The 18795-nt window shown below is 56.0% G+C and carries 19 protein-coding genes and 1 pseudogene; 8 read left to right on the top strand and 12 right to left on the bottom strand.

The genetic code is table 11. The annotated features are described in order from the left end of the window. A pseudogene (locus tag ACQ4WL_RS07665) lies at positions 1-122 on the top strand (IS481 family transposase); the annotation flags it as partial. Positions 123-793: 671 nt separating this feature from the next. Here ACQ4WL_RS07665 and ACQ4WL_RS07660 read toward each other — a convergent pair. The 10 genes from ACQ4WL_RS07660 to ACQ4WL_RS07615 form a co-directional block, all read right to left on the bottom strand. Continuing rightward, positions 794-1261: a phage virion morphogenesis protein gene (locus ACQ4WL_RS07660; RefSeq protein WP_436509087.1), complete on the bottom strand. Its 468-nt coding sequence runs from the start codon at positions 1259-1261 to the stop codon at positions 794-796. Beyond that, complete coding sequence (locus ACQ4WL_RS07655; protein WP_436509085.1) at positions 1258-1746, bottom strand: phage tail protein; 489 nt, start codon at positions 1744-1746, stop codon at positions 1258-1260. The genes ACQ4WL_RS07660 and ACQ4WL_RS07655 overlap by 4 nt, the downstream gene beginning before the upstream one ends. Continuing rightward, entirely contained in the window at positions 1730-2242 is a 513-nt protein-coding gene (locus ACQ4WL_RS07650) for a lysis system i-spanin subunit Rz (protein ID WP_436509083.1), read from the bottom strand. The genes ACQ4WL_RS07655 and ACQ4WL_RS07650 overlap by 17 nt, the downstream gene beginning before the upstream one ends. After that, positions 2239-2799 (bottom strand): glycoside hydrolase family 108 protein, encoded by a 561-nt coding sequence (locus ACQ4WL_RS07645; RefSeq protein WP_436509081.1) that lies wholly within the window; start codon positions 2797-2799, stop codon positions 2239-2241. Before ACQ4WL_RS07645 ends, ACQ4WL_RS07650 begins: the two co-directional genes overlap by 4 nt. Beyond that, a complete protein-coding gene (locus ACQ4WL_RS07640; RefSeq protein ID WP_070224671.1) occupies positions 2799-3170 on the bottom strand; it encodes a hypothetical protein in 372 nt (123 codons plus the stop codon). The genes ACQ4WL_RS07645 and ACQ4WL_RS07640 overlap by 1 nt, the downstream gene beginning before the upstream one ends. Before the next feature lie 47 nt (positions 3171-3217). Further along, positions 3218-3427, bottom strand: coding sequence for a tail protein X (locus tag ACQ4WL_RS07635; protein ID WP_436509079.1), 210 nt, complete (start codon positions 3425-3427; stop codon positions 3218-3220). Further along, complete coding sequence (locus tag ACQ4WL_RS07630) at positions 3427-3930, bottom strand: head completion/stabilization protein (RefSeq protein WP_436509077.1); 504 nt, start codon at positions 3928-3930, stop codon at positions 3427-3429. Before ACQ4WL_RS07630 ends, ACQ4WL_RS07635 begins: the two co-directional genes overlap by 1 nt. Positions 3931-4037: 107 nt before the next feature. Beyond that, entirely contained in the window at positions 4038-4754 is a 717-nt protein-coding gene (gpM, locus tag ACQ4WL_RS07625) for a phage terminase small subunit (protein WP_436509076.1), read from the bottom strand. Continuing rightward, entirely contained in the window at positions 4754-5773 is a 1020-nt protein-coding gene (locus tag ACQ4WL_RS07620; RefSeq protein WP_436509075.1) for a phage major capsid protein, P2 family, read from the bottom strand. The genes gpM and ACQ4WL_RS07620 overlap by 1 nt, the downstream gene beginning before the upstream one ends. Before the next feature lie 47 nt (positions 5774-5820). Continuing rightward, entirely contained in the window at positions 5821-6609 is a 789-nt protein-coding gene (locus ACQ4WL_RS07615) for a GPO family capsid scaffolding protein (RefSeq protein WP_436509074.1), read from the bottom strand. A gap of 181 nt (positions 6610-6790) precedes the next feature. On the opposite strand from ACQ4WL_RS07615, the gene ACQ4WL_RS07610 reads away from it, so the two are divergent. The 5 genes from ACQ4WL_RS07610 to ACQ4WL_RS07590 all read left to right on the top strand — a co-directional run bounded on the left by ACQ4WL_RS07610 (position 6791) and on the right by ACQ4WL_RS07590 (position 13664). After that, positions 6791-8557, top strand: coding sequence for a terminase ATPase subunit family protein (locus ACQ4WL_RS07610; protein ID WP_436509114.1), 1767 nt, complete (start codon positions 6791-6793; stop codon positions 8555-8557). Further along, complete coding sequence (locus tag ACQ4WL_RS07605) at positions 8554-9609, top strand: phage portal protein (RefSeq protein WP_436509072.1); 1056 nt, start codon at positions 8554-8556, stop codon at positions 9607-9609. Before ACQ4WL_RS07610 ends, ACQ4WL_RS07605 begins: the two co-directional genes overlap by 4 nt. After that, positions 9606-9821 (top strand): hypothetical protein, encoded by a 216-nt coding sequence (locus tag ACQ4WL_RS07600; protein WP_436509071.1) that lies wholly within the window; start codon positions 9606-9608, stop codon positions 9819-9821. Before ACQ4WL_RS07605 ends, ACQ4WL_RS07600 begins: the two co-directional genes overlap by 4 nt. A 553-nt stretch (positions 9822-10374) precedes the next feature. Continuing rightward, positions 10375-12747 carry an ATP-binding protein gene (locus ACQ4WL_RS07595; protein WP_436509070.1) on the top strand — a complete coding sequence of 791 codons (2373 nt, stop codon included), beginning with the start codon at positions 10375-10377 and terminating at the stop codon, positions 12745-12747. Beyond that, positions 12744-13664, top strand: a complete 921-nt coding sequence (locus tag ACQ4WL_RS07590) for a hypothetical protein (RefSeq protein ID WP_436509069.1) — start codon at positions 12744-12746, stop codon at positions 13662-13664. Before ACQ4WL_RS07595 ends, ACQ4WL_RS07590 begins: the two co-directional genes overlap by 4 nt. Here the strand turns inward: ACQ4WL_RS07590 and ACQ4WL_RS07585 are convergent. Beyond that, on the bottom strand, positions 13661-14929 hold the full coding sequence (locus ACQ4WL_RS07585) for a DNA cytosine methyltransferase (RefSeq protein WP_436509068.1): 1269 nt from the start codon (positions 14927-14929) through the stop codon (positions 13661-13663). The two genes, ACQ4WL_RS07590 and ACQ4WL_RS07585, sit on opposite strands and share 4 nt — an antisense overlap. Positions 14930-15389: 460 nt before the next feature. Between ACQ4WL_RS07585 and trmB the strand changes: the two genes are divergently transcribed. Both trmB and galE read left to right on the top strand, forming a co-directional pair. After that, positions 15390-16070, top strand: coding sequence for a tRNA (guanosine(46)-N7)-methyltransferase TrmB (trmB, locus tag ACQ4WL_RS07580; RefSeq protein ID WP_436509113.1), 681 nt, complete (start codon positions 15390-15392; stop codon positions 16068-16070). Between the two features lie 150 nt (positions 16071-16220). Then, entirely contained in the window at positions 16221-17240 is a 1020-nt protein-coding gene (gene galE, locus ACQ4WL_RS07575; protein ID WP_436509066.1) for a UDP-glucose 4-epimerase GalE, read from the top strand. Positions 17241-17435: 195 nt separating this feature from the next. On the opposite strand, the gene ACQ4WL_RS07570 is transcribed toward galE, so the two are convergent. Next, a complete protein-coding gene (locus ACQ4WL_RS07570; RefSeq protein WP_436509065.1) occupies positions 17436-18722 on the bottom strand; it encodes a Glu/Leu/Phe/Val family dehydrogenase in 1287 nt (428 codons plus the stop codon). Positions 18723-18795: the final 73 nt, after the last annotated feature.

The raw sequence follows: 18795 nt of genomic DNA, 5'->3' as shown, positions 1-18795 counted from the left end.
ACAACATCCCACAGCGTGCTCTCAACAACGAAACGCCGATTCAGGCAATGAAGAAATGGCAGGCAAAAAAGCCACAATTATTCGTTAAACGTGTTTATAACCAGGCGGGTCTTGACACGTAGCAGGCACCACCCGGAGAGGTTAGACAGGAACCAGCTACTTGGGTTGTAGTGCAGCCAGAAACAGCAACAGCGAAAAGAAATGCCAGTGGCGACTTCAGTAGTATCATCAGATGCCTCGTTTGTGAGTTGCGAATTAAAAACTAAAACTCTGTCTGTGAGATAGATTTATTCTTCTCGAATGTCTGCTTGTGGCCGTTTGCTGACGATTGAAGCAACACCATACTAGTCGTGTTGGCTTCCGTCCTTGGCCAAGCTTACACACGCGTGTTCTGGGGTAATTCGCCGCCATTGCTACTAACTCTCTTTCGGATGCTTTTGCCCAGCAGCACCCCTATAAAACCGATGAAGGTGTACAAGATTGTTAGACCGATAAGATGCAGACTAACAAACAGCATGCTTGTCGATGGGAAGCCTAACCCTGCAAGGGATAGTACAGCGGGCGCTATCGCTATAAGACAAACCGCAGGCCAGACTCTTGTGTTCCGGAAACCTAGGAACACAGACAATGTGAATGCACCCGCAATAAAGAAGTAAGCTTTGTCCAATGGAGAACTCCTGAGTTAATTAATATGTGTTTAAGCGCCCGAGCGCTCTTGGTCAGTCGCGGTCGGCATTATGCGACTCTAACTCATTTGATAACTAATGTCAGTTGAAGATCGCATTGAAGCATCTTAGTTTTTTTCCATGTGACGCAGCAACGATTCGCGTATCAAGGTCCGATCCGGTTCACCCAAGCCCAGCAGCAACCGCTCCGGGTACTTGTACAGTGGCCCTTTTTTCGACAAGCGGTCTTGCTGGCCAAACTGATGCACCCGCGCCACGCGCGCCACCCAGCCAAAGAAACCGACCTCGATCTGGTCGCCGGTCGCCTTCACTTTCAGGTGTTTGGCGGTGCGAATCTTGGCGAACATGGCCGCCTTCTGCCGCTTGATCCGTCCATTCTTCCCCTTGAATTCCTTGCGCCGCTTGCGCGCCGGATAGGCCGTGCCGTCCGGTCCCTGCTGCGCCTTGATGCGCTGCGCCTGGCTGCGGCGCAGGTCGATGGCCACTTTGTGATTGATGGCGCGGCGCTGGGCTGGCTGCAGCTTGGCCAGTAGGGCGCCGGCCCAGGCTTCCAGCGCGTGCAGGTTGTCGCTCATGGCGTGGCCTCGGGCGTGCGCCATTCGGCCAGCAGGGTCTCGCCTGCGTACAGCTTCCAGAACTCGTCAGCATAGGCGGGCATGTGCTGTATCTCGGCCAGGTGCTTGATGTCCAGGCGGCCCGATTCGCCGGTCTTGACGGCCACGCGTTCGGTCAGGTCCAGCTTGATCGAAATATCCACCGTTTCATGGTTGTTGAAGTCCACCTCGAAGGCGATGCCATGCTTGCGCGTTTCCTCGTTGGCCATCATGTCGAGCTGGTGGATTTTCAGCCAGGCGATCAGGGCCACCATGATGGCGTCGGCGTCGCCCGCGTAGTCGGTGACGATCAGGTTGAGCTTGAAGCGGTATTCGAAGGAGAGGGAGGCGGTGGCCGACGCCACCACGTTGCCCTCGTCGGCGAAGACCAGCAGGCGGTCGGGGTCGCGCTGCAGGTCGGGGATGGCGGCGGCCAGGTGCTGGCGCAGGCTATTCGGTTTGTACATGGTAGGTGTCTCGCACGGTGTTGTAGGCGTCGATGCAGGCGTTCAGCTGGCGGGTGGCGTCGTCGCCGTCGCCGGCAATGGCATCAAGAGCTGCCGCAGTCGCTGCGTCAAGTTCGGCGCGCGCTTGATGCCGATCGCCTGCGGCAGCGGTGGAATCTGCAGTGGCGGCGCAGTGGCCGCTGGCGACGGTGATTGACAGGCGCACAGCGCCGCTGCGCACGTCAGCATTGAAATGGTCACGTTCGGTTTTCGCATGGGTTTGTTCCTGGGTGAGGTGGTCGGCGCGCTGCGCCAGGGCGCCGCCGGCGGCGCGCTCCAAGGTGAGCACGCGAGCGGTGGCCTGGGCCACTGCGGTGGCGGCATTGGTCTTGCTGGTGGCGGCCGCTCGCTGCAGTTCGGCGATGCTGGCGTCCTTGCGCCAGCCCTGCGTCGTCCAGCCCGCGATGGCGCCGCACAGCAGGCAGGCGGCCAGCGGACGCCAGGTGGTCGCGGTCACATGGCCACCCGTTCCTTGATCCAGCCGAACAGGAAACGGCGCTGGGTCTTGTTGGCCTCGGTGATTTCCAGGTAACGCGCCGCCTGCAGACCGTTCAAGGCGCGCAGTAGCACGGTGGCGCCGTCCTGGCCGCGCCATTTCAGGAAGGATGCAAGGGCGCCCAGCGACTGCGCGCCCAGGCGACCGTCGACGAACAGGGCGGGATAGCGGGCGCCCGTGTCATTGAAGCCGTTCAGCCAGCGCTGCAGGAACTCGGCCGCGCGGTGCGGCCCCATGTTCACGCCCGTGTCGATCACTTCGGTGCCGATGCCGGCATGCAGGGCCAGCACCTGGTCGAACTTCGGTTCCGTGATGTAGCGGGCCGTGTAGATGGCGCGCGCCACCGTCACGGGAAGGTCGCGCATCGGTCCCGTGTAGCCGTTGGCGCGCGCCACGGCGACAGTGATGCCGTAATTGGTTTCGCCGCCCTTGTCTTGCGGGTCGTTCACGTAGCCACCTTCGGCGCGCAGGATGGCGTCAATGGTGCGCGCGATCAGGAGATTTTCCGTGGTGGCCATCAATGCTCCTTCGCGTCTTTGACCAGTTCGGCGATGTCCTTGTCGCTGCGGCGCTGGAACCACAGGGCCACGGCACGCGATACCCACCAGCCGGGGGCGCCGACAATCAAGTCGATGGCGCTGGCGTTGACCATGGCGCCGATGGCGGGGAGCTGGGCGCACAGCAGTTGATACACAGTGCCGCCCAGCAGGCAGGAGAACACGCCGGCGCAGGCCAGGCGGGCGACGAATTCGCCCTTGTTAAAGGTGCCATCGGCATTCAATGGAGGCAGCACGATGTACAGCATGGCGGCGCCGACCATGCCCAGCGCCGCCTTGAAGCCGTACAGTTTGACCAGGGTGGCGAAACCACCAAACGATTCTGCGGACATTGCTTGTTTCTCCATGATGAGGATAAGTAGAGGTGTTGTTAAAAAAGTTAGTCCCATAACTGCACAAGATCGGCAACGGCGGCCACGTTGGCGGCAGGTTCCGGCAGGGTGACGACCAGGCCGGCCGGCAGCACGGCGCCGTGGCGCGCCAGCGCGGGATTCATTTCCAGGGTTTGCTCGACGTATCCCGCGCCGTCGCCCAGGTAGCGCCAGACCAGGGCGTCCACCGTGTCGTGCTGCTGCGTGCGCACCTGCATCAGATCAATTCCACGGTCAGGTGCGTGCGGCCGACGATATCGGCGATGGCCCATTGCGCATTGCGCCGCTGCGCGCCTGGGGCGTCGTCGAGCCACTCCATGCTTTTCTTGTCGCTCACGGACGTGGCGGTGCTGTCGTAATCGCGGTAACGCTCGATCAGATCCGCTTTCGCCGTGCTGTAGACGGCGCGCCGGTACTGCGCCAGCAGGCGGGATTCGCGGTTGATGCGCGCGGCAGGCACGTCCACCAGGGCGGCGATACCTGCAGCCGCCTGCTTGCCCTGCCAGTCGGTCAGCTCGCGGTTGACCTGCAGGATGGCATCGACCACGGCTTGCACCAGGCGCGCGTCGGTGACGGTGCCGTCCAGGCGCATGGCGTCGCGCATATCGGTGAGAAGGATGTCAGGAAACCAGCCGTCGTTCTCGATGACGCCGGCGGCCGGTGCTGGCGGCGCGGGCGTGGTGCCGGGCGGGATGGACGGGGGCAGGGCCATGAAGGACATACGGGGCGCTTTCAAAATGGGGCGGTGGACGGGGTTCATCAGGTCAGCATCGTTGACTATGCGTTGGCCAGAATCCCCCCGTGCCGCCGTGCTGCGGGGGATGCTCTTTACGTGGAACCGGCCGCGCGCTTGAGGCGCCGCTCCAGCCGTTCCATATCTTTCTTGACGCCGCACGACTCGGACAGGGCGCGCGCACGTTTCAGCTGGGCCATGGCCGTTTCCGCCTGCGCCACCAGCGCCGGGGCGATCTCCGTGTCATCGGCTTGATCCAGCACGGCGATCATGGCCAGGCCAATCGCCTTGTACAGTTTGGCGCGCGCCTGGTCGGGCGCGTCGCTGGCGGCCGTCAACTGTTCGACGGTGCCCAGCACGGCCACGGCATGCTGCGAATTGTCGCCCAGCTTGCCTTGCAGGTAGGCGGCGGAAAATTCGTCCAGCATCATGGTCGGAATGTCGCGGCTGTAGCCATCGGGCAAGGTAAACTTGTGTTCCATGCAGTAGGCGGCAATGACCAGGGCGCGGTCATATTCGCCCGTGTCGATGTGCCATACCAGCAAGGTGGCCACGACATCGTCTTGCGCGCCCTTGCCGCCGGCCAGCACGCCGTCGATCCACTGCGCATAGGTCGCCAGCATGGTGGCCTTGACCTCGATCTTGCGCTGGACCGACTGAATGGATTTCAGCTGGCGTCGATCATCGGACAGCTTGTAGAGCATCAGCTCATAAGCACTGCCGGTGGTCACGCCCAGCGGCGCGGCGGCGCCGGCCGTGCGCTCGGCCAGCATTCGCGCGCGGTGGCGGAGGGCAGGGGAAAGATTGCCCATCACTTGTCTTTCAGCTCGATGTTTTCCACCAGCGCGGCCAGGCCCAGGTCTTCGATCACGTAGGCGTCATTCGACGACTCGTAGTTTTCGATGCGGTCGCGTTTGGGCACGTCCTCCACGCGGCGACGGCGCGCGCCTTCCTGGAAGTAGATCGACAGATTGTCGAAGCGCGTAATCAGGATGGCGTTGTCCGGGAAGAACGGCACGCGCGCCGCCGGCAAGCCGCCGATGCGCTTCTGGCTGATGATGATGTCGGCCGCCAGGGTTTCCGTGGGCGCCTGTTTGGTGTTGACCAATGGAAAATACTTGTCGTTCAACAGCTTGCGCCCGACGATGGCCACCAGGTTGGTGTCTTCCTGATACCACGGGTCCAGCAGGTTGACGGCATCCGTGACGGCCGCGTCGAGGTTGGCATAGTCCGCATCGGCCGCGTCGCCGATGATGACCTTGCCCGGCATGCCGCTGGCCACCAGGCCCAGCACGCGCTCAGGCGCCAGTTCGCGCAGGTGCTGCAGCCAGCCTTTATTCACGTCCTGCAGCAGCGGGTTGGCGTCCAGATCGGTGTCGGCCATGGCTTTCACGCCATTGAATCCGATGACGATGCGGTCCAGCGCCTGGCGCGTCAGGATGGCATTGGCCACGCGCGACTGAAAATCGGCGAACTTGGCCCAGGCGTCCAGCTTGGCATAGTTCAAATGCGTGTCGAAGTTGGTTTGCTCGCAGCGGTACTTGGTGCCGTCCAGGGTGGACAGGTCGCGCGTCTTGCGTTCCTTGTCCTTGGTGTTGGTGCGGCCGGCAATCGGGCCGGACACGCCCAGGCCCAGTTTTTCGCCTTCCTGCTCGGTCACGCCGATGATGTTCACCTTCGACAGAAACTCGCTCGATTCCTGCATCTTCGTTTCCAGCTTTTGCTGCACGCTGGGCGTGACGCTGAACGTCTTGGCCACGTTGTCCGTGTCGTTCAGTTGGCCCAGGCGGGTTTCATACTGGGAAAATACCTGGCGCGTTTGCTTTTTCATAAATCATTGCTCCGTTGTTGAATGGGGTGTTGGTGGATGGCGCGCGCTTAAAACTCGGTCTGCACGGCGCCGTCGTTGCCGGTGGCGGCCGGGCGGCGCGGGCCGTTGCCGGGCGCCTCGTCCATTTGCGCCTTGAAGGCGGCCAGCTCTTCCTGCGTTGCCTTCAAGGCTGTTTCGGTTTTTTCCAGGCGGGTCACGGTGCCCGCGTAGTTGTCGTTGACGGTGACGACGTGGCCGGCCAGCGCCTGCACGGCTTCGCTGACGTCGGCGAATTGCGCGGCGTCGGCGCCGGATTTATTCGAAAAGCGCGACAGCAGGTTTTTCACGGCGTCGGCCAGCTTGATGCCCTGCGGCTCTTCAAATTCCAGCGTCACCTCGACGGCGGAGGTGAACAGGTTGGTGCTTTGCTGCTTGCGGCTGGCCGAGAATTGCAGCGCCTCGGTGCCCAGGCTGGCAGGGCTGTCCGTGACGCCCAGGCCGACCAGGTAGGGCTGCGACGAGTCGGCAAAGTCGGGCTGAATTTCCAGGCTGGTGTACAGCTTCTGTTTCGCCTTGTTGATGGCCACCAGTTCCGGCGTGGGTTCGATCTGCGCGAACAGGGCCAGTTTCTTGCCGCTGTCGGTGTCCACTTCCTCGGCCTTGACGGCGATCACGTCGCCGTAAGCCTTGAACTGGCTGTCGGGCAGGATGCCGCGAATGTGCTCGAGCCAGATGCGCGCGCCGTAGGTCTTCGGGTTGTAGGTGGCGGCGATCTGCTCGATGGTGGCGCGGTCGATGTTGCGGCCGTCCGTGGTGGCGCCTTCGGTGGCGACGCGGAAAAATTTCGATTTGGACATGGTGGGCGTTCTCGGTTGATCGGATAACGCCATGGTCAACGTCTTGGCGCCGCGATTCAATGCGGTGCGGGTTGCTATGGGCCATAGCGACTTTTGCCTTCCCCCGCTCCGCGCGCGCGCGGCCTACGCTGGCGGCATGCTGACAATCGAGAAAACAAGCGAACAAACCGTCGATGGAATCATCGGCGAACTGACCGTGCCCGAATCCGAGCCGCGCCGTGCCGCGCGCGCCCTGTACTGGAAGGGCTGGCGCATTTCCTCCATCGCCCGCCACCTGGGGATCAAGCGCAGCACCATCAATAGCTGGAAAGAGCGCGACGAATGGGACAAGGCACGGGCCATCGAGCACGTCGAGGCGTCTGCCGAGCTGCGCCTGGTGAAACTGATCGAAAAAGAGGTCAAGAGCGGCAGCGACTACAAGGAAATCGATTTACTCGCCCGCACCATCGTGCAGATGGCGCGCGTGCGCCGCTATGAACAGCCGGGCGGCAATGAGGTCGATCTCAACCCCAAGCTGGCGAACCGCAACGCGGGGCCGAAGAAGAAACCGACCCGTAACGATTTCAGCGAAGAACAGAAAATCCAGCTGCTCGATGCCTTCCAGGATTCGCTGTTCGATTATCAAAAGGTCTGGTATCGCAACGGCGACCAGCGCACGCGCGCCATTTTGAAGTCCCGCCAGATCGGCGCCACCTGGTACTTCGCGCGCGAGGCGCTGGCCGATGCGATGGAAACGGGGCGCAATCAAATCTTCCTGTCCGCATCGAAGTCGCAGGCGCACGTCTTCAAGCAGTACATCGTGCAATTCGCGCGCGAGGCGGCCGGCATTGAGCTGACGGGCGACCCCATCGTGCTGCCGAACGGTGCGCACCTGTATTTTCTGGGCACCAATGCGCGCACGGCGCAGGGCTACCACGGCAATTTCTACTTCGATGAATTCTTTTGGACACAGAATTTCCAGGAGTTGAACAAGGTGGCCTCGGGCATGGCCATCCACAAGAAGTGGCGCAAGACCTACTTTTCAACGCCATCCTCGACCACGCACCAGGCTTACCCGTTCTGGACGGGCGAGCTGTTCAACAAGCGCCGCGCCAAGGCGGACCAGGTGAATATCGATGTGAGCCACGGGCGCCTGTCGTCAGGCTTCACGGGCGAAGACAAGATCTGGCGCCAGATCGTCACCATCCTCGACGCCGAGCGCGGCGGCTGCAACCTGTTCGACATCGACGAGCTGCGCAACTTCGAATACAGCCCCGACCAGTTCGACAACCTGCTGATGTGCAATTTCATCGACGACTCGGCCTCGGTCTTTCCGCTGGCCGAGCTGCAGCGCTGCATGGTCGATTCCTGGGTGGAGTGGGACGACTACAAGCCATTAATGGGGCTGCGTCCGTTCGGCAACCGGCCCGTGTGGATCGGCTATGACCCGGCCTTGAACGGCGACAGCGCCGGCTGCGTCGTGCTGGCGCCGCCCATGACGGCTGGCGGCAAGTTCCGCATCCTGGAGCGCCACCAGTGGCGCGGGCAGAGCTTCGAGGATCACGCCGACGCCATCCGCCAGATGACCCAGCGTTACAACGTCGAATATATCGGCATCGATACCACGGGCATGGGTATCGGCGTGCTGCCTATCGTGCGCGGCTTCTTCCCGGCCGTCACGGCCCTGAATTACTCGCCCGAAGTCAAAACCCGCATGGTGCTGAAAGCCAAAAACATCATCAGCAAGGGCCGGCTGGAGTTTGACGCCGGCTGGACGGACATCGCGCAATCGTTCATGGCCATCCACAAGACCCTCACCCCAAGCGGGCGGCACGTGACCTATGTCGCCGGCCGCAGCGACGAAACCGGCCACGCCGATCTGGCGTGGGCCTGCATGCACGCCCTCGATCACGAACCATTCGAAGGCACCACCGACAACCACCAATCTTTCATGGAGATTTATTCTTGAGAAAAGCACGACACTTGCGCGGCCGGCAGGCCGGGAGCGCACCACCACCCGCCACGGCGCCGGCCGCCGCCGGCATCGAGGCGTTTTCCTTTGGCGACCCGACGCCCGTGCTCGAGCACGCCGACATTCTCGACTGCTTCGAATGCTGGAAGAACGGACACTGGTATGAGCCGCCCGTCAACCTGGCCGGCCTGGCCAAGTCGTTTAACGCGGGCGTGCACCACAGCAGCGCCATCCACTTCAAGGCCAACGTGCTGGCGTCAACCCTGATCCCCAGCAAGTACCTCTCGCGCGACGCCTTCAAACGCATGGCGCTGGACTTCCTGACCTTCGGCAATGCTTACCTGGAAGACCGGCCCAGCCGCAGCGGCAAGGCGCTGGCGTACCAGCATGCGCTGGCCAAGTACATGCGGCGCGGCGTCGATCTGGATACCTATTTTTTCGTCAACGGCTACCAGGCCGTGCATGAATTCGACAAGGGCCGCGTGTTCCACCTGATGGAACCGGACGTCAACCAGGAGCTGTACGGCGTGCCGCAGTACCTGAGCGCCCTGCAATCGGCCTGGCTCAACGAGGCGGCGACCCTGTTCCGCCGCAAGTATTACAAGAACGGCTCGCATGCGGGCTTCGTCTTTTACATGACGGACGCCGCGGCGAACACGCAGGACGTGGACAACTTGCGCCAGGCCATGCGCGACAGCAAGGGGCCGGGCAACTTCCGCAACCTGTTCATGTACGCGCCGAACGGCAAGAAGGACGGCATCCAGATTCTGCCCGTGTCGGACGTGGCCGCCAAGGACGAGTTTTTCAACATCAAGAGCGTCACGCGCGACGACCAACTGGCCGCGCACCGCGTGCCGCCGCAGCTGATGGGCATCCTGCCGAACAATGCCGGCGGCTTCGGCGCCGTGGAACCGGCCGCGCGCGTCTTCGCGCGTAATGAGCTGGTGCCGCTGCAGGCGCAGTTCGAAGCGATCAACGAGTGGGCCGGCGTGGAAGTGGTGCGCTTCGCCCCGTATGACCTGGCCACAGGCGGGGAAGGTGCGGCATGAGCGATCACATCGACAACACGGACAAGATCATCTTTGCCGAAGTGGCGCGCGGCCTGGCCGCCGTGCGCAGCCGGCCCGCCCTGGGGGCGCACGGCTGCTGCCACTACTGCGACGAGCCGCTGGCGCCCGCGCTGCTGTTCTGCGATTTGGACTGCCGCGACGACTACGAGAAGGAGCAAGCGGCCAAGGCGCGCGCCGGCCGCGCAGGATGAGCGCCACTCCGCGATAGCCGGCAGGGCGGGGCCGCGATAGCCCAGCCGCGCCAGAGCGCCCCAGCCACCGCGCAAGCCGCCCATGAGGCGGCTTTTTCACGTCCCGACGAATGGCATTGCTACAGAGGCAAGAAAAAGCCCCGTTTCGGCCCGGCGCGCGCAGTTGTCCCCCCTCCACACCTGCCCGCTATATAGGGGTCTTTTGACTCAAATTTGCACCATGGCCGAAGGCGCATGAGGACTGGCGCGGCGGGGCGAGGTGGGGGTATGCGATTTGACTCATTTTGACGCACTTTGTGTGATCTTTGTCGCCGAGCTTAGGTTTCTCAACGACGAGCTATATTTTCGGTCTACAGCTTATTTCCGGGCGATCATCCGCCATGTAAGGCTATCGATCCTCGTTGATCATTAATTGCACGTATTGGGACAAGTTGGAACGATGAAAATTCAACAGCGTGGAGGACTGGTTTAGATATCGCCAACCCTCGAAACCTGGAATATAATGCATCTTTGTTAAATTGTTGCTAATAACCAACTTCTGTATTGGAGTGCTATGAAGAATGACGAGCAAACAGACTTGCATTTTGACGTCAGTAGTGGGCTTAAGAGCGTGCTGGGTAGTGACCTCATTACCGATGATGAGGTCGCAATATTTGAGTTGGTTAAAAATTCATTTGATGCCGATGCTAGTCAGGTCGATCTTTACTTCGGCGATGGAAAGATCGTAGTCGCTGACAATGGAATCGGAATGACTTATGAGGATATTCGCAATAAATGGCTGTTTGTTGCTTATTCCTCAAAGCGAGGCCAAACTAGATCAAGTGGCTTCCGGGACGATATCGCTGAGCGTCATCACTACGCGGGAAGCAAAGGTATTGGTCGTTTTTCATCGGATCGTTTAGGACAAATAGTTAAGCTTCAGACACGACACATGACTGAAGTCAGTGGTGAGGTGCATTCGTTAGTGATTGATTGGAATCTTTTTGATCGTGATCATAAAGAACGTTTCGAAAATATTGAGGTTGCGTATTCATCAAAATTAATTAATTTCGAATTGCCAATAGAAATAGCTGAACGTCCTCACGGAACTATATTAACCATAGAAATAACTCGTCGCGACTGGAATAGAGACTCTATTCTCAGATTGAAATCAGCGCTTGCAAAATTAATAAATCCTTTCGGCGCAGAATCTGACGGATTCAGTATTGTGGTTCACGCGCCAGCAGAAATAATGCAAGATCAGGTTGAAATTGCAAATGCTGAGCGAAAAGATATTGAAATTTCACCTAATTCAATAGTAAATGGATCAGTCGGAAATTTCATATTTTCGACGCTTCAGGAAAAAACTACATTCATCGAAGTTCGAATAGATCCGAGTGGAAACTTTATAGAAAGTTCACTTACTGATCGAGGTGAGTTAATTTATAAAATTCGTGAACCTAATGAGTATCCATTACTTCTTCGATCTGGCTTTCGCTGCCAAATATTTTTTCTAAACCAATCAGCAAAACTAACATTTTCTCGGCGTATGGGCGTACCGTCGGTACAGTTCGGTGCAGTTTTTCTTTTTAGAAATGGATTTAGAGTTTTTCCCATTGGCGAAGAAGGCGATGACTGGTTTGAAATGGACCGGCGCAAGCAACAGGGCTATGCTCGATTTCTAGGTACAAGGGATGTGATTGGCCGAATTGATGTGTCAGGAGCAGACGATGATTTTCATGAATCATCTAGTCGTGATACGGGATTAATTGAAACACCAGCAGTAGCCCAACTAAAAAAGTGCTTTCGTGAGCATTGTTTAAAGAGGCTTGAACGTTACGTTGTGCCTGTAACATTTATTGATAAAGAGGATAAAAATACGAGCGACATATCGAGATTGCTTACTGATCCAGGTAAAGCCCGTGTGGCATCCGCAGTAGCTAAGCTTGTGGATAGTGATGAAATTGAGTTAATTGAATACAGTAAAAAATTAATTAATATACTTGATGAACGTTCCTCCCAATTTGAAGGGTCCTTGGGGAGTTTGAGATCTATCGCCGAAAAGACCAAGGATGTAGAGCTCTTTCAAAATATTGAGTCAGCAGAACGCAAATTCGATGAACTACGGAAATCTGAAGAAGCCGCAAGACGACAAGCTGATGAGGAACGATCTGCAAAAGAGCTCGCTCTGGAACGAGCCAAGATTGCTGAGCACGCATCAGCAACTGTACGGGAACAGTTAGTCGAGGAAAAAAAACGTAACCTCTTTCTCGCTTCTATTTCTACGCTTGATACAGACACTATTCTTAACTTACATCATCAAGTAACTATATATTCGGTAGACATAAACCAACAGATAGAAAACTTTTTGGTAAGCATTGCTGGGAAGCCATCAGTTTCTTCCAGCGATGTAATAAATGCACTTGAACGGATAGCTCTTATTAATCGCCGAATTATGGGGGTTTCAAAATTTGCTACCAAGGCAAATTTCAGATTGGCGTCTGAGAAAATTGAGGCCGATATCGGAAATTACATAGAGCAATATATTGAAGGGGTTGCACGAGACTTTCTTCATGGTCCTATGGAAATTAAAGTGGAAAATGATGGAAAGCAGTTTATTCAAAGATTCAAGCCAATTGATATTTCGGTAGTTATTGATAATCTTGTTGCAAATGCAAAGAAGGCTCGCGCAGGAACTATTACTTTTAAAATTAGCCATCCTAATAAAAATGGTCTACACATTGAAGTATTCGATGATGGAAAAGGCTTTAATAATAAGATTGAGCAGCTTGATAGAGTCTTTGAAAAAGGATTTTCGACCACTGATGGATCAGGACTCGGTCTCTACCATGTAAAGCATGTTTTAGGTGAAATGAACGGTTCAATTGACGTCTCTAGCGGACCTAATGGTCGAGGCGCACACTTCTTAGTTAGGATTTCAAAATGAGATTAGACTTTAACATTCTATGGGTTGAGGATTTGCAGGAAAGTGTACAGGCCCAGAAAGAGAAGTTAGAGCGACTAATAAGGGCGGAAGGATTTCGATTAAAAGTACAATTTGCTATTTCAGTCGAAGAAGCAAAAAGGTACATATCGGACAATGTATTTGCTGATCATGTTGATTTAATATTGATGGATTATAATTTGGATGCTGGCCCAAACGGAGATGAAGGTTTAAAAGAGGTGCGGCGAGTTCTTCCTTATAAAGACGTCATATTTTATTCGGCACAGGCTAATAATTTGCGAGAATATCTTAAGGCGGCAGATGTAAGCGGTATATATTTATCTAGTCGTGATGACTTGCCTGATACCGCAGATGGTATTTTTCAAACTTTGGTAAAGAAAGTTCTTGATATAGACCATTCAAGAGGATTGGTTATGGGGGCAACTAGCGATATTGATCATTATGTGAATGATAGCTTGCTGCATTTGTTTGAAAATAACGATGTCGAATTTCAAAAAGAAATTGTAAAGAAGATTATTGAAAGAGTCGCAAAAATAAAAATAGCCTTCGATGCAAATGTAGAAGAGCTTCAAAAAATAAATCATATTTCAGAATTATTCGATAAGCACTTGGTTTACACAAGCTCTGATAGGCTGCATTTACTGCGTAAGGCATTAAAACTTGTAGGTGGATATGTTGAGCAGGATAAAATAATGCTGGAGTATGCGGAAAAAATAATGCCAAAAAGAAATGATTTGGCGCATGTGCGCGTCGCAATTGATGGCTTCTCCAGAAAACTCTTGAATAAGAAAGGCGAAGAGTTCACATGTGAAGAGATGCGTGGATTACGGCTTGCGTTACTAGAGAAGCAAGAAATATTTGAGCAGATTTTCTCTTCACTGCAGGTGAAGCCAAATTAGACGGAAAAATAGTAGTTTAAAAGCGATACGCCGATAGCTTCAGCAATTAAGGGAGGGACCGCATTTGCTACCTGGGTAAATCGCGGTACTTCTTTCCTACGGCGTTCACCGCCAGACGTATATTTTCCTTTAAATTCGAACCAATCAGGAAAGCTTTGAATGCGAGCATTCTCTCGCACTGTTAATGTGCGAGGCTCGCTGAAATGGATTAAATCATCTGGCATACTTGTAATGGTCGGGGATGGGCTGTCTGGGTCCATTACTCTTATCGCGCGCTTTCTCAGCCCAAAACTTTCTCTAACTTCCGCTGATAAGGAAACATTTAGTCTTCCACTATCTTGGCATATCTTAATTATTTTTTTGAATCGGTCTTTAATTTCAGTTTTATGTCGAGCCAAACGAGTATCGGAGGGATTTTTTATGTCCCCTGAATTCATTAATTTTTGATAAGAAGTTAGGGGGCCATTATATTGAATTTCTTCAAACCCTTCAGTATCTCGGCTTTTTACTTTTCCGCAACGCTCTAGTGTTAAATCAGAAATCGCAGTTTTTGCGGAAATCGGTACACTGGAAATATTTTTTGATCTTAAAAATGAAATTCTGTCCGATTCAATGAGGTTTATAGGGTTTTCTTCTAGGTTTTTGGCGATATCTTTTCTTATGGCAATAATGAAGAATCGATGGCGTTTTTGTGGTACTCCAAACTGTGACGTATCAATAAGTTTCGATGATACGATATAGTTATCTGATAATTCTAAAATTATTTTTTTTGCATAGTTTACTTTGCTTGATTCTTCACTTTCCCCATTTTTTTCATCAAAATCAAGAGTTATCCCTTTAACGTTCTCGATAAGAACGATTCGTGGTTTTATCAGATTTACCAGGCGAAAATACGCCTCTACGAGCTTATTTCGTGGATCGTTTGGATCTCGACGTCCGGCCATTGAAAAACCTTGGCATGGAGGACCGCCAACAAGCATATCCACATTGTTTTCCAAAGACTGAAAGTTTGAGAGGTAATTTTCCAATATATCTATTGCACTATGGGGTTTCTTTGGCAGCCACTCTGGCCAACTAAACTGATATTGGTTATTTTTTTCAATAAGATTGTGTTGTAATGTTTTAAATGCATTTTCGTCATGTTCAACAGCGAATAGCCCATCCCATCCAGATTTCATAAGCCCTAAGCTAAGGCCTCCGCAACCGGCAAACACGTCAATAAAAGTAGGTTTACTGATTTGATTCTTTACGCTTGTTTTTTCCATGTTTCAACCTGTAACCTATTTTCTTACTCACCGGAATATTGTGAGAGTGTCTGAGAGTGAAGTGGCAAAATTTTCTCAGCCGTATCATAACCGGCAAGTCATCTCTCGACAATAACTACCGTTCTTACAAGACTTATGTGAGGTAGCCATAAAATTTTCGATGTAAATAGTTCAACTTTTCTTCTGGCCGCTATGTGTTTATTTTTCGCACCACAAACACAAAATACATCGCATGGATGGCCGCTTGTACGGCTGCTATAATGTCACCTTTGCGGAGCAGAAACGGGCCGCAAGCCCGCATGGTTGTTGAGTTCCTTGTCGAGCTTCCCAAGCTTACGACGAGGGTTCGATTCCCTTCACCCGCTCCATTTTTCGCTGGCGCCTGGTTTTATGCGGCGCGGCCACTTATTTCTTCATTCCCATGTCTTCTGATACCCCAGCAAACGGCCCGGCGCGGCCGATGATGTACGATCCGACCGAACACCGCATCCGCAGCTTCGTGACCCGCGCGGGACGGCTGTCTGTCGCGCAGGCGCGTGCGCTTGAGACCTTGGGGCCGCAGTTCCTGTTGCCTTTCGGCAAGGAATCGATGGACTTCGAACAGGTGTTCGGCCGCAAGGCGCCGGTCATCCTGGAAATCGGTTTTGGCATGGGGGCGACGACTGCGCATATCGCCAAGGCCATGCCGGAGAAGGATTTTATCGGCGTCGAAGTGCATACACCGGGTGTCGGCAGCCTGCTGAAACTGATCGGCGAAGAGTCGCTGACGAATCTGCGCCTGCTGCAGCACGATGCCGTGGAAGTGCTGACACACATGATTCCTGCCAATTCGCTGGCCGGTATCCACGTGTTTTTCCCCGATCCATGGCACAAGGCGCGCCACAACAAGCGCCGCCTGATCCAGTCGCCGTTCGTCAAGCAATTGACCGATCGCCTGGCGCCGGGTGGCTATCTGCATTGCGCCACCGATTGGGAAGATTACGCGGTGCAAATGCTGGACGTGCTGGGCGCCGAGCCCCAGTTGCACAATAGCGCCGACGGTTATGCGCCGCAGCCGGCGTACCGTCCGCTGACCAAGTTTGAAAACCGTGGCTTGAAGCTGGGCCATGGCGTGTGGGATCTGGTGTTCATCAAGAAATAAACCTGGCGGTTTGCCCACCTGTGCCGTTTGCACGAGAACAAGCCTGCCGCAGCGACGCCGCAGGCTTTTTTAATGCGTGCGTTAGCGTGTACTGGCTAGGCAAGGTGGGTGAATTACGGTAGCCTTATCTTTTTTGCATTGATTGATATTATGTCCAAGAAAATACTCGTGACCGGCGCATCCGGTTTCATCGGCTCGCACACGTGCGTCGAATTGCTGGCTGCCGGCTTTGAGGTCGTCGCGGTGGATAATCTGTGCAATAGCGCGCGCGAAGCAATGGCGCGCGTGGAGCGCATTTCCGGAAAAAGCGTGCCTTTCTACGAGGCTGACGTGCGCGACCGTGTGGCCATGGCCACCGTCCTGCGCGAGCATGCCATCGATGCCGTGATCCATTTCGCGGGCTTGAAGGCGGTAGGCGAATCCGTGGCGCAGCCGCTGATGTATATGGACAACAACGTGTCGGGCACCGTAGCGTTGCTGGAAGTGCTGGCTGCGGCGAATGTGAAGCGTTTTGTCTTCAGCTCGTCGGCCACTGTGTATGGCGATCCGGAAGCCTTGCCGATCCTGGAATCGTCGCGCCTGTCCGTGACCAACCCATACGGCCGCTCGAAACTGATGGTCGAGCAGATCCTGGCCGATCTCGTGCATGCCGATGCTCAATGGCAAGTCGGTGTGTTGCGCTATTTCAACCCAGTCGGTGCGCATGCCAGCGGCTTGATCGGTGAAGATCCGGCCGGCATCCCGAACAATCTGATGCCTTTCATCGCCCAGGTGGCAGTGGGCCGCCGCGAGCGCCTGGCCGTCTTTGGTAACGACTACGCTACGCCGGATGGCACGGGCGTGCGCGACTATATCCATGTGGTTGACCTGGCGCTGGGCCATGTGGCCGCGTTGAACCGCCTGTTTTCCACCGAGGGCGGCTTTACCGTCAACCTGGGAACGGGTCACGGCTACAGCGTGCTCGATACCGTGCGTGCCTTCGAGGCGGCCAGCGGCCGCACCGTGCCGTACGACATCGTGCCACGCCGCCCCGGCGACATCGCCAGCTGCTACGCCTCGGCCGACAAGGCGAAGGAATTATTGGGTTGGCAAGCGCAGAAAAACATCGACGACATGTGCCGCGACCACTGGCGCTGGCAGCACCAGAACCCGCAAGGCTACGCGGCGTAAAAAAGTCCGCCAGATACAAAAAATCCCGCTCACACAAAAGTGTGGCGGGATTTTTTTAGAGCGCCATTAAACCAATGGCGTCAAAGGTAGCAATGGCGTCTGAAAAATGTCGGGGGCTAGGCGCCGCCCCGAAGACAGTACGCCAGTACGGCGAGGGGCAGGCAACAACGCCCCAGGCATTTTCTCAGGCAGCCATTATGGATACAGGCCGCGCACTTCGCGAGCTTGCAACACGCGTGTGCACGCCAGGATGAAGGTGGCGGTACGCATCGACACTTTCTTCTCTTGCGACACTTGCCATACCGCGTCGAACGCTTCGCGCATAATGCGCGTCAGGCGGCTGTTGATTTCTTCTTCCGTCCAGAAGAAGCTCGAGAAGTTCTGCGCCCACTCGAAGTAGCTGACGGTTACGCCGCCGGCGTTGGCCAGCACGTCCGGCACGATCAGCACGCCGCGGTCGGTCAGGATGTCGTCCGCTGCCGGCAGGGTCGGGCCATTGGCGCCTTCCAGGATGATCTTGGCGCGGATGACTTGTGCGCGTTCGGCCGTGATCTGCTGTTCCAGCGCGGCCGGGATCAGGATGTCGCAATCGATGCCCCAGAAATCTTCGCGTGGCACGAATGCCTCGGCGCCCGAGAAGCCTTCGACGCTGCCCACTTCGGCCACGTGTGCCAGCAATTGCGGGATGTTCAAGCCGCCGGCATGTACCACGGTGGTCTTGTGGTCTTGTACCGCGACGATTTTCGAACCGGCTTCAGCGAACATGCGTGCAGCGACGCCGCCCACGTTGCCGAAACCTTGCACGATGACTTTCGCGCCTTCGAGCGACATGCCGACTTTGGCGGCCGCATCGCAACCGACGACGAACACGCCGCGGCCCGTCGCATCGCGGCGACCCAGGCTGCCGCCCAGCGAGATTGGTTTGCCCGTCACGACGCCGGTCGACATATTGCCGCCGATCATCGCGTAGCTATCCATCATCCACGCCATGACTTGTTCATTCGTGTTGACGTCCGGCGCAGGAATATCCTTGTTTGGTCCGATGATCATGCTGATCTCGCTCGTGTAGCGGCGGGTCAGGCGCTGCAGCTCGTTGCGCGACAGGGTCTTCGGATCGACACGGATACCACCCTTGGCGCCGCCGTATGGCACGTTGACGGCAGCATTCTTGACCGTCATCCAGGCCGACAGGGCCATCACTTCCGACAGGGTCACGTCCTGGTGGAAGCGCACGCCGCCCTTGCCCGGGCCGCGCGACAGATTGTGTTGCACGCGGTAGCCTTCGTAGTGAGCAATGGTGCCGTCATCGCGCTCGATAGGCACGTCGACCGTCAGGATGCGCTTTGGACGCTTCAGCGTTTCCACCCAGCGCGACAGGTTGCCCAGGTAGGGCGTAACGCGGTCGATCTGCTCGAGGTAGACGCCCCATGGGCCCAGGTCTTCAGGATTGAGGTAGGAAGGAAGTGCGTGCTTGCTGGTCATGCTTGAAAGCTCCTGACAATACGAATACGTTAGAGGCGCAACCGGGATGCAGCTGCGCGCAGCGGAACCGCAT

Source organism: Janthinobacterium kochi (genome assembly GCF_051380715.1).
Taxonomy (GTDB): domain Bacteria; phylum Pseudomonadota; class Gammaproteobacteria; order Burkholderiales; family Burkholderiaceae_D; genus Janthinobacterium.
Note: the sequence above shows the minus strand (reverse complement) of the source record. Positions and strands in the feature narration are given on the sequence as shown.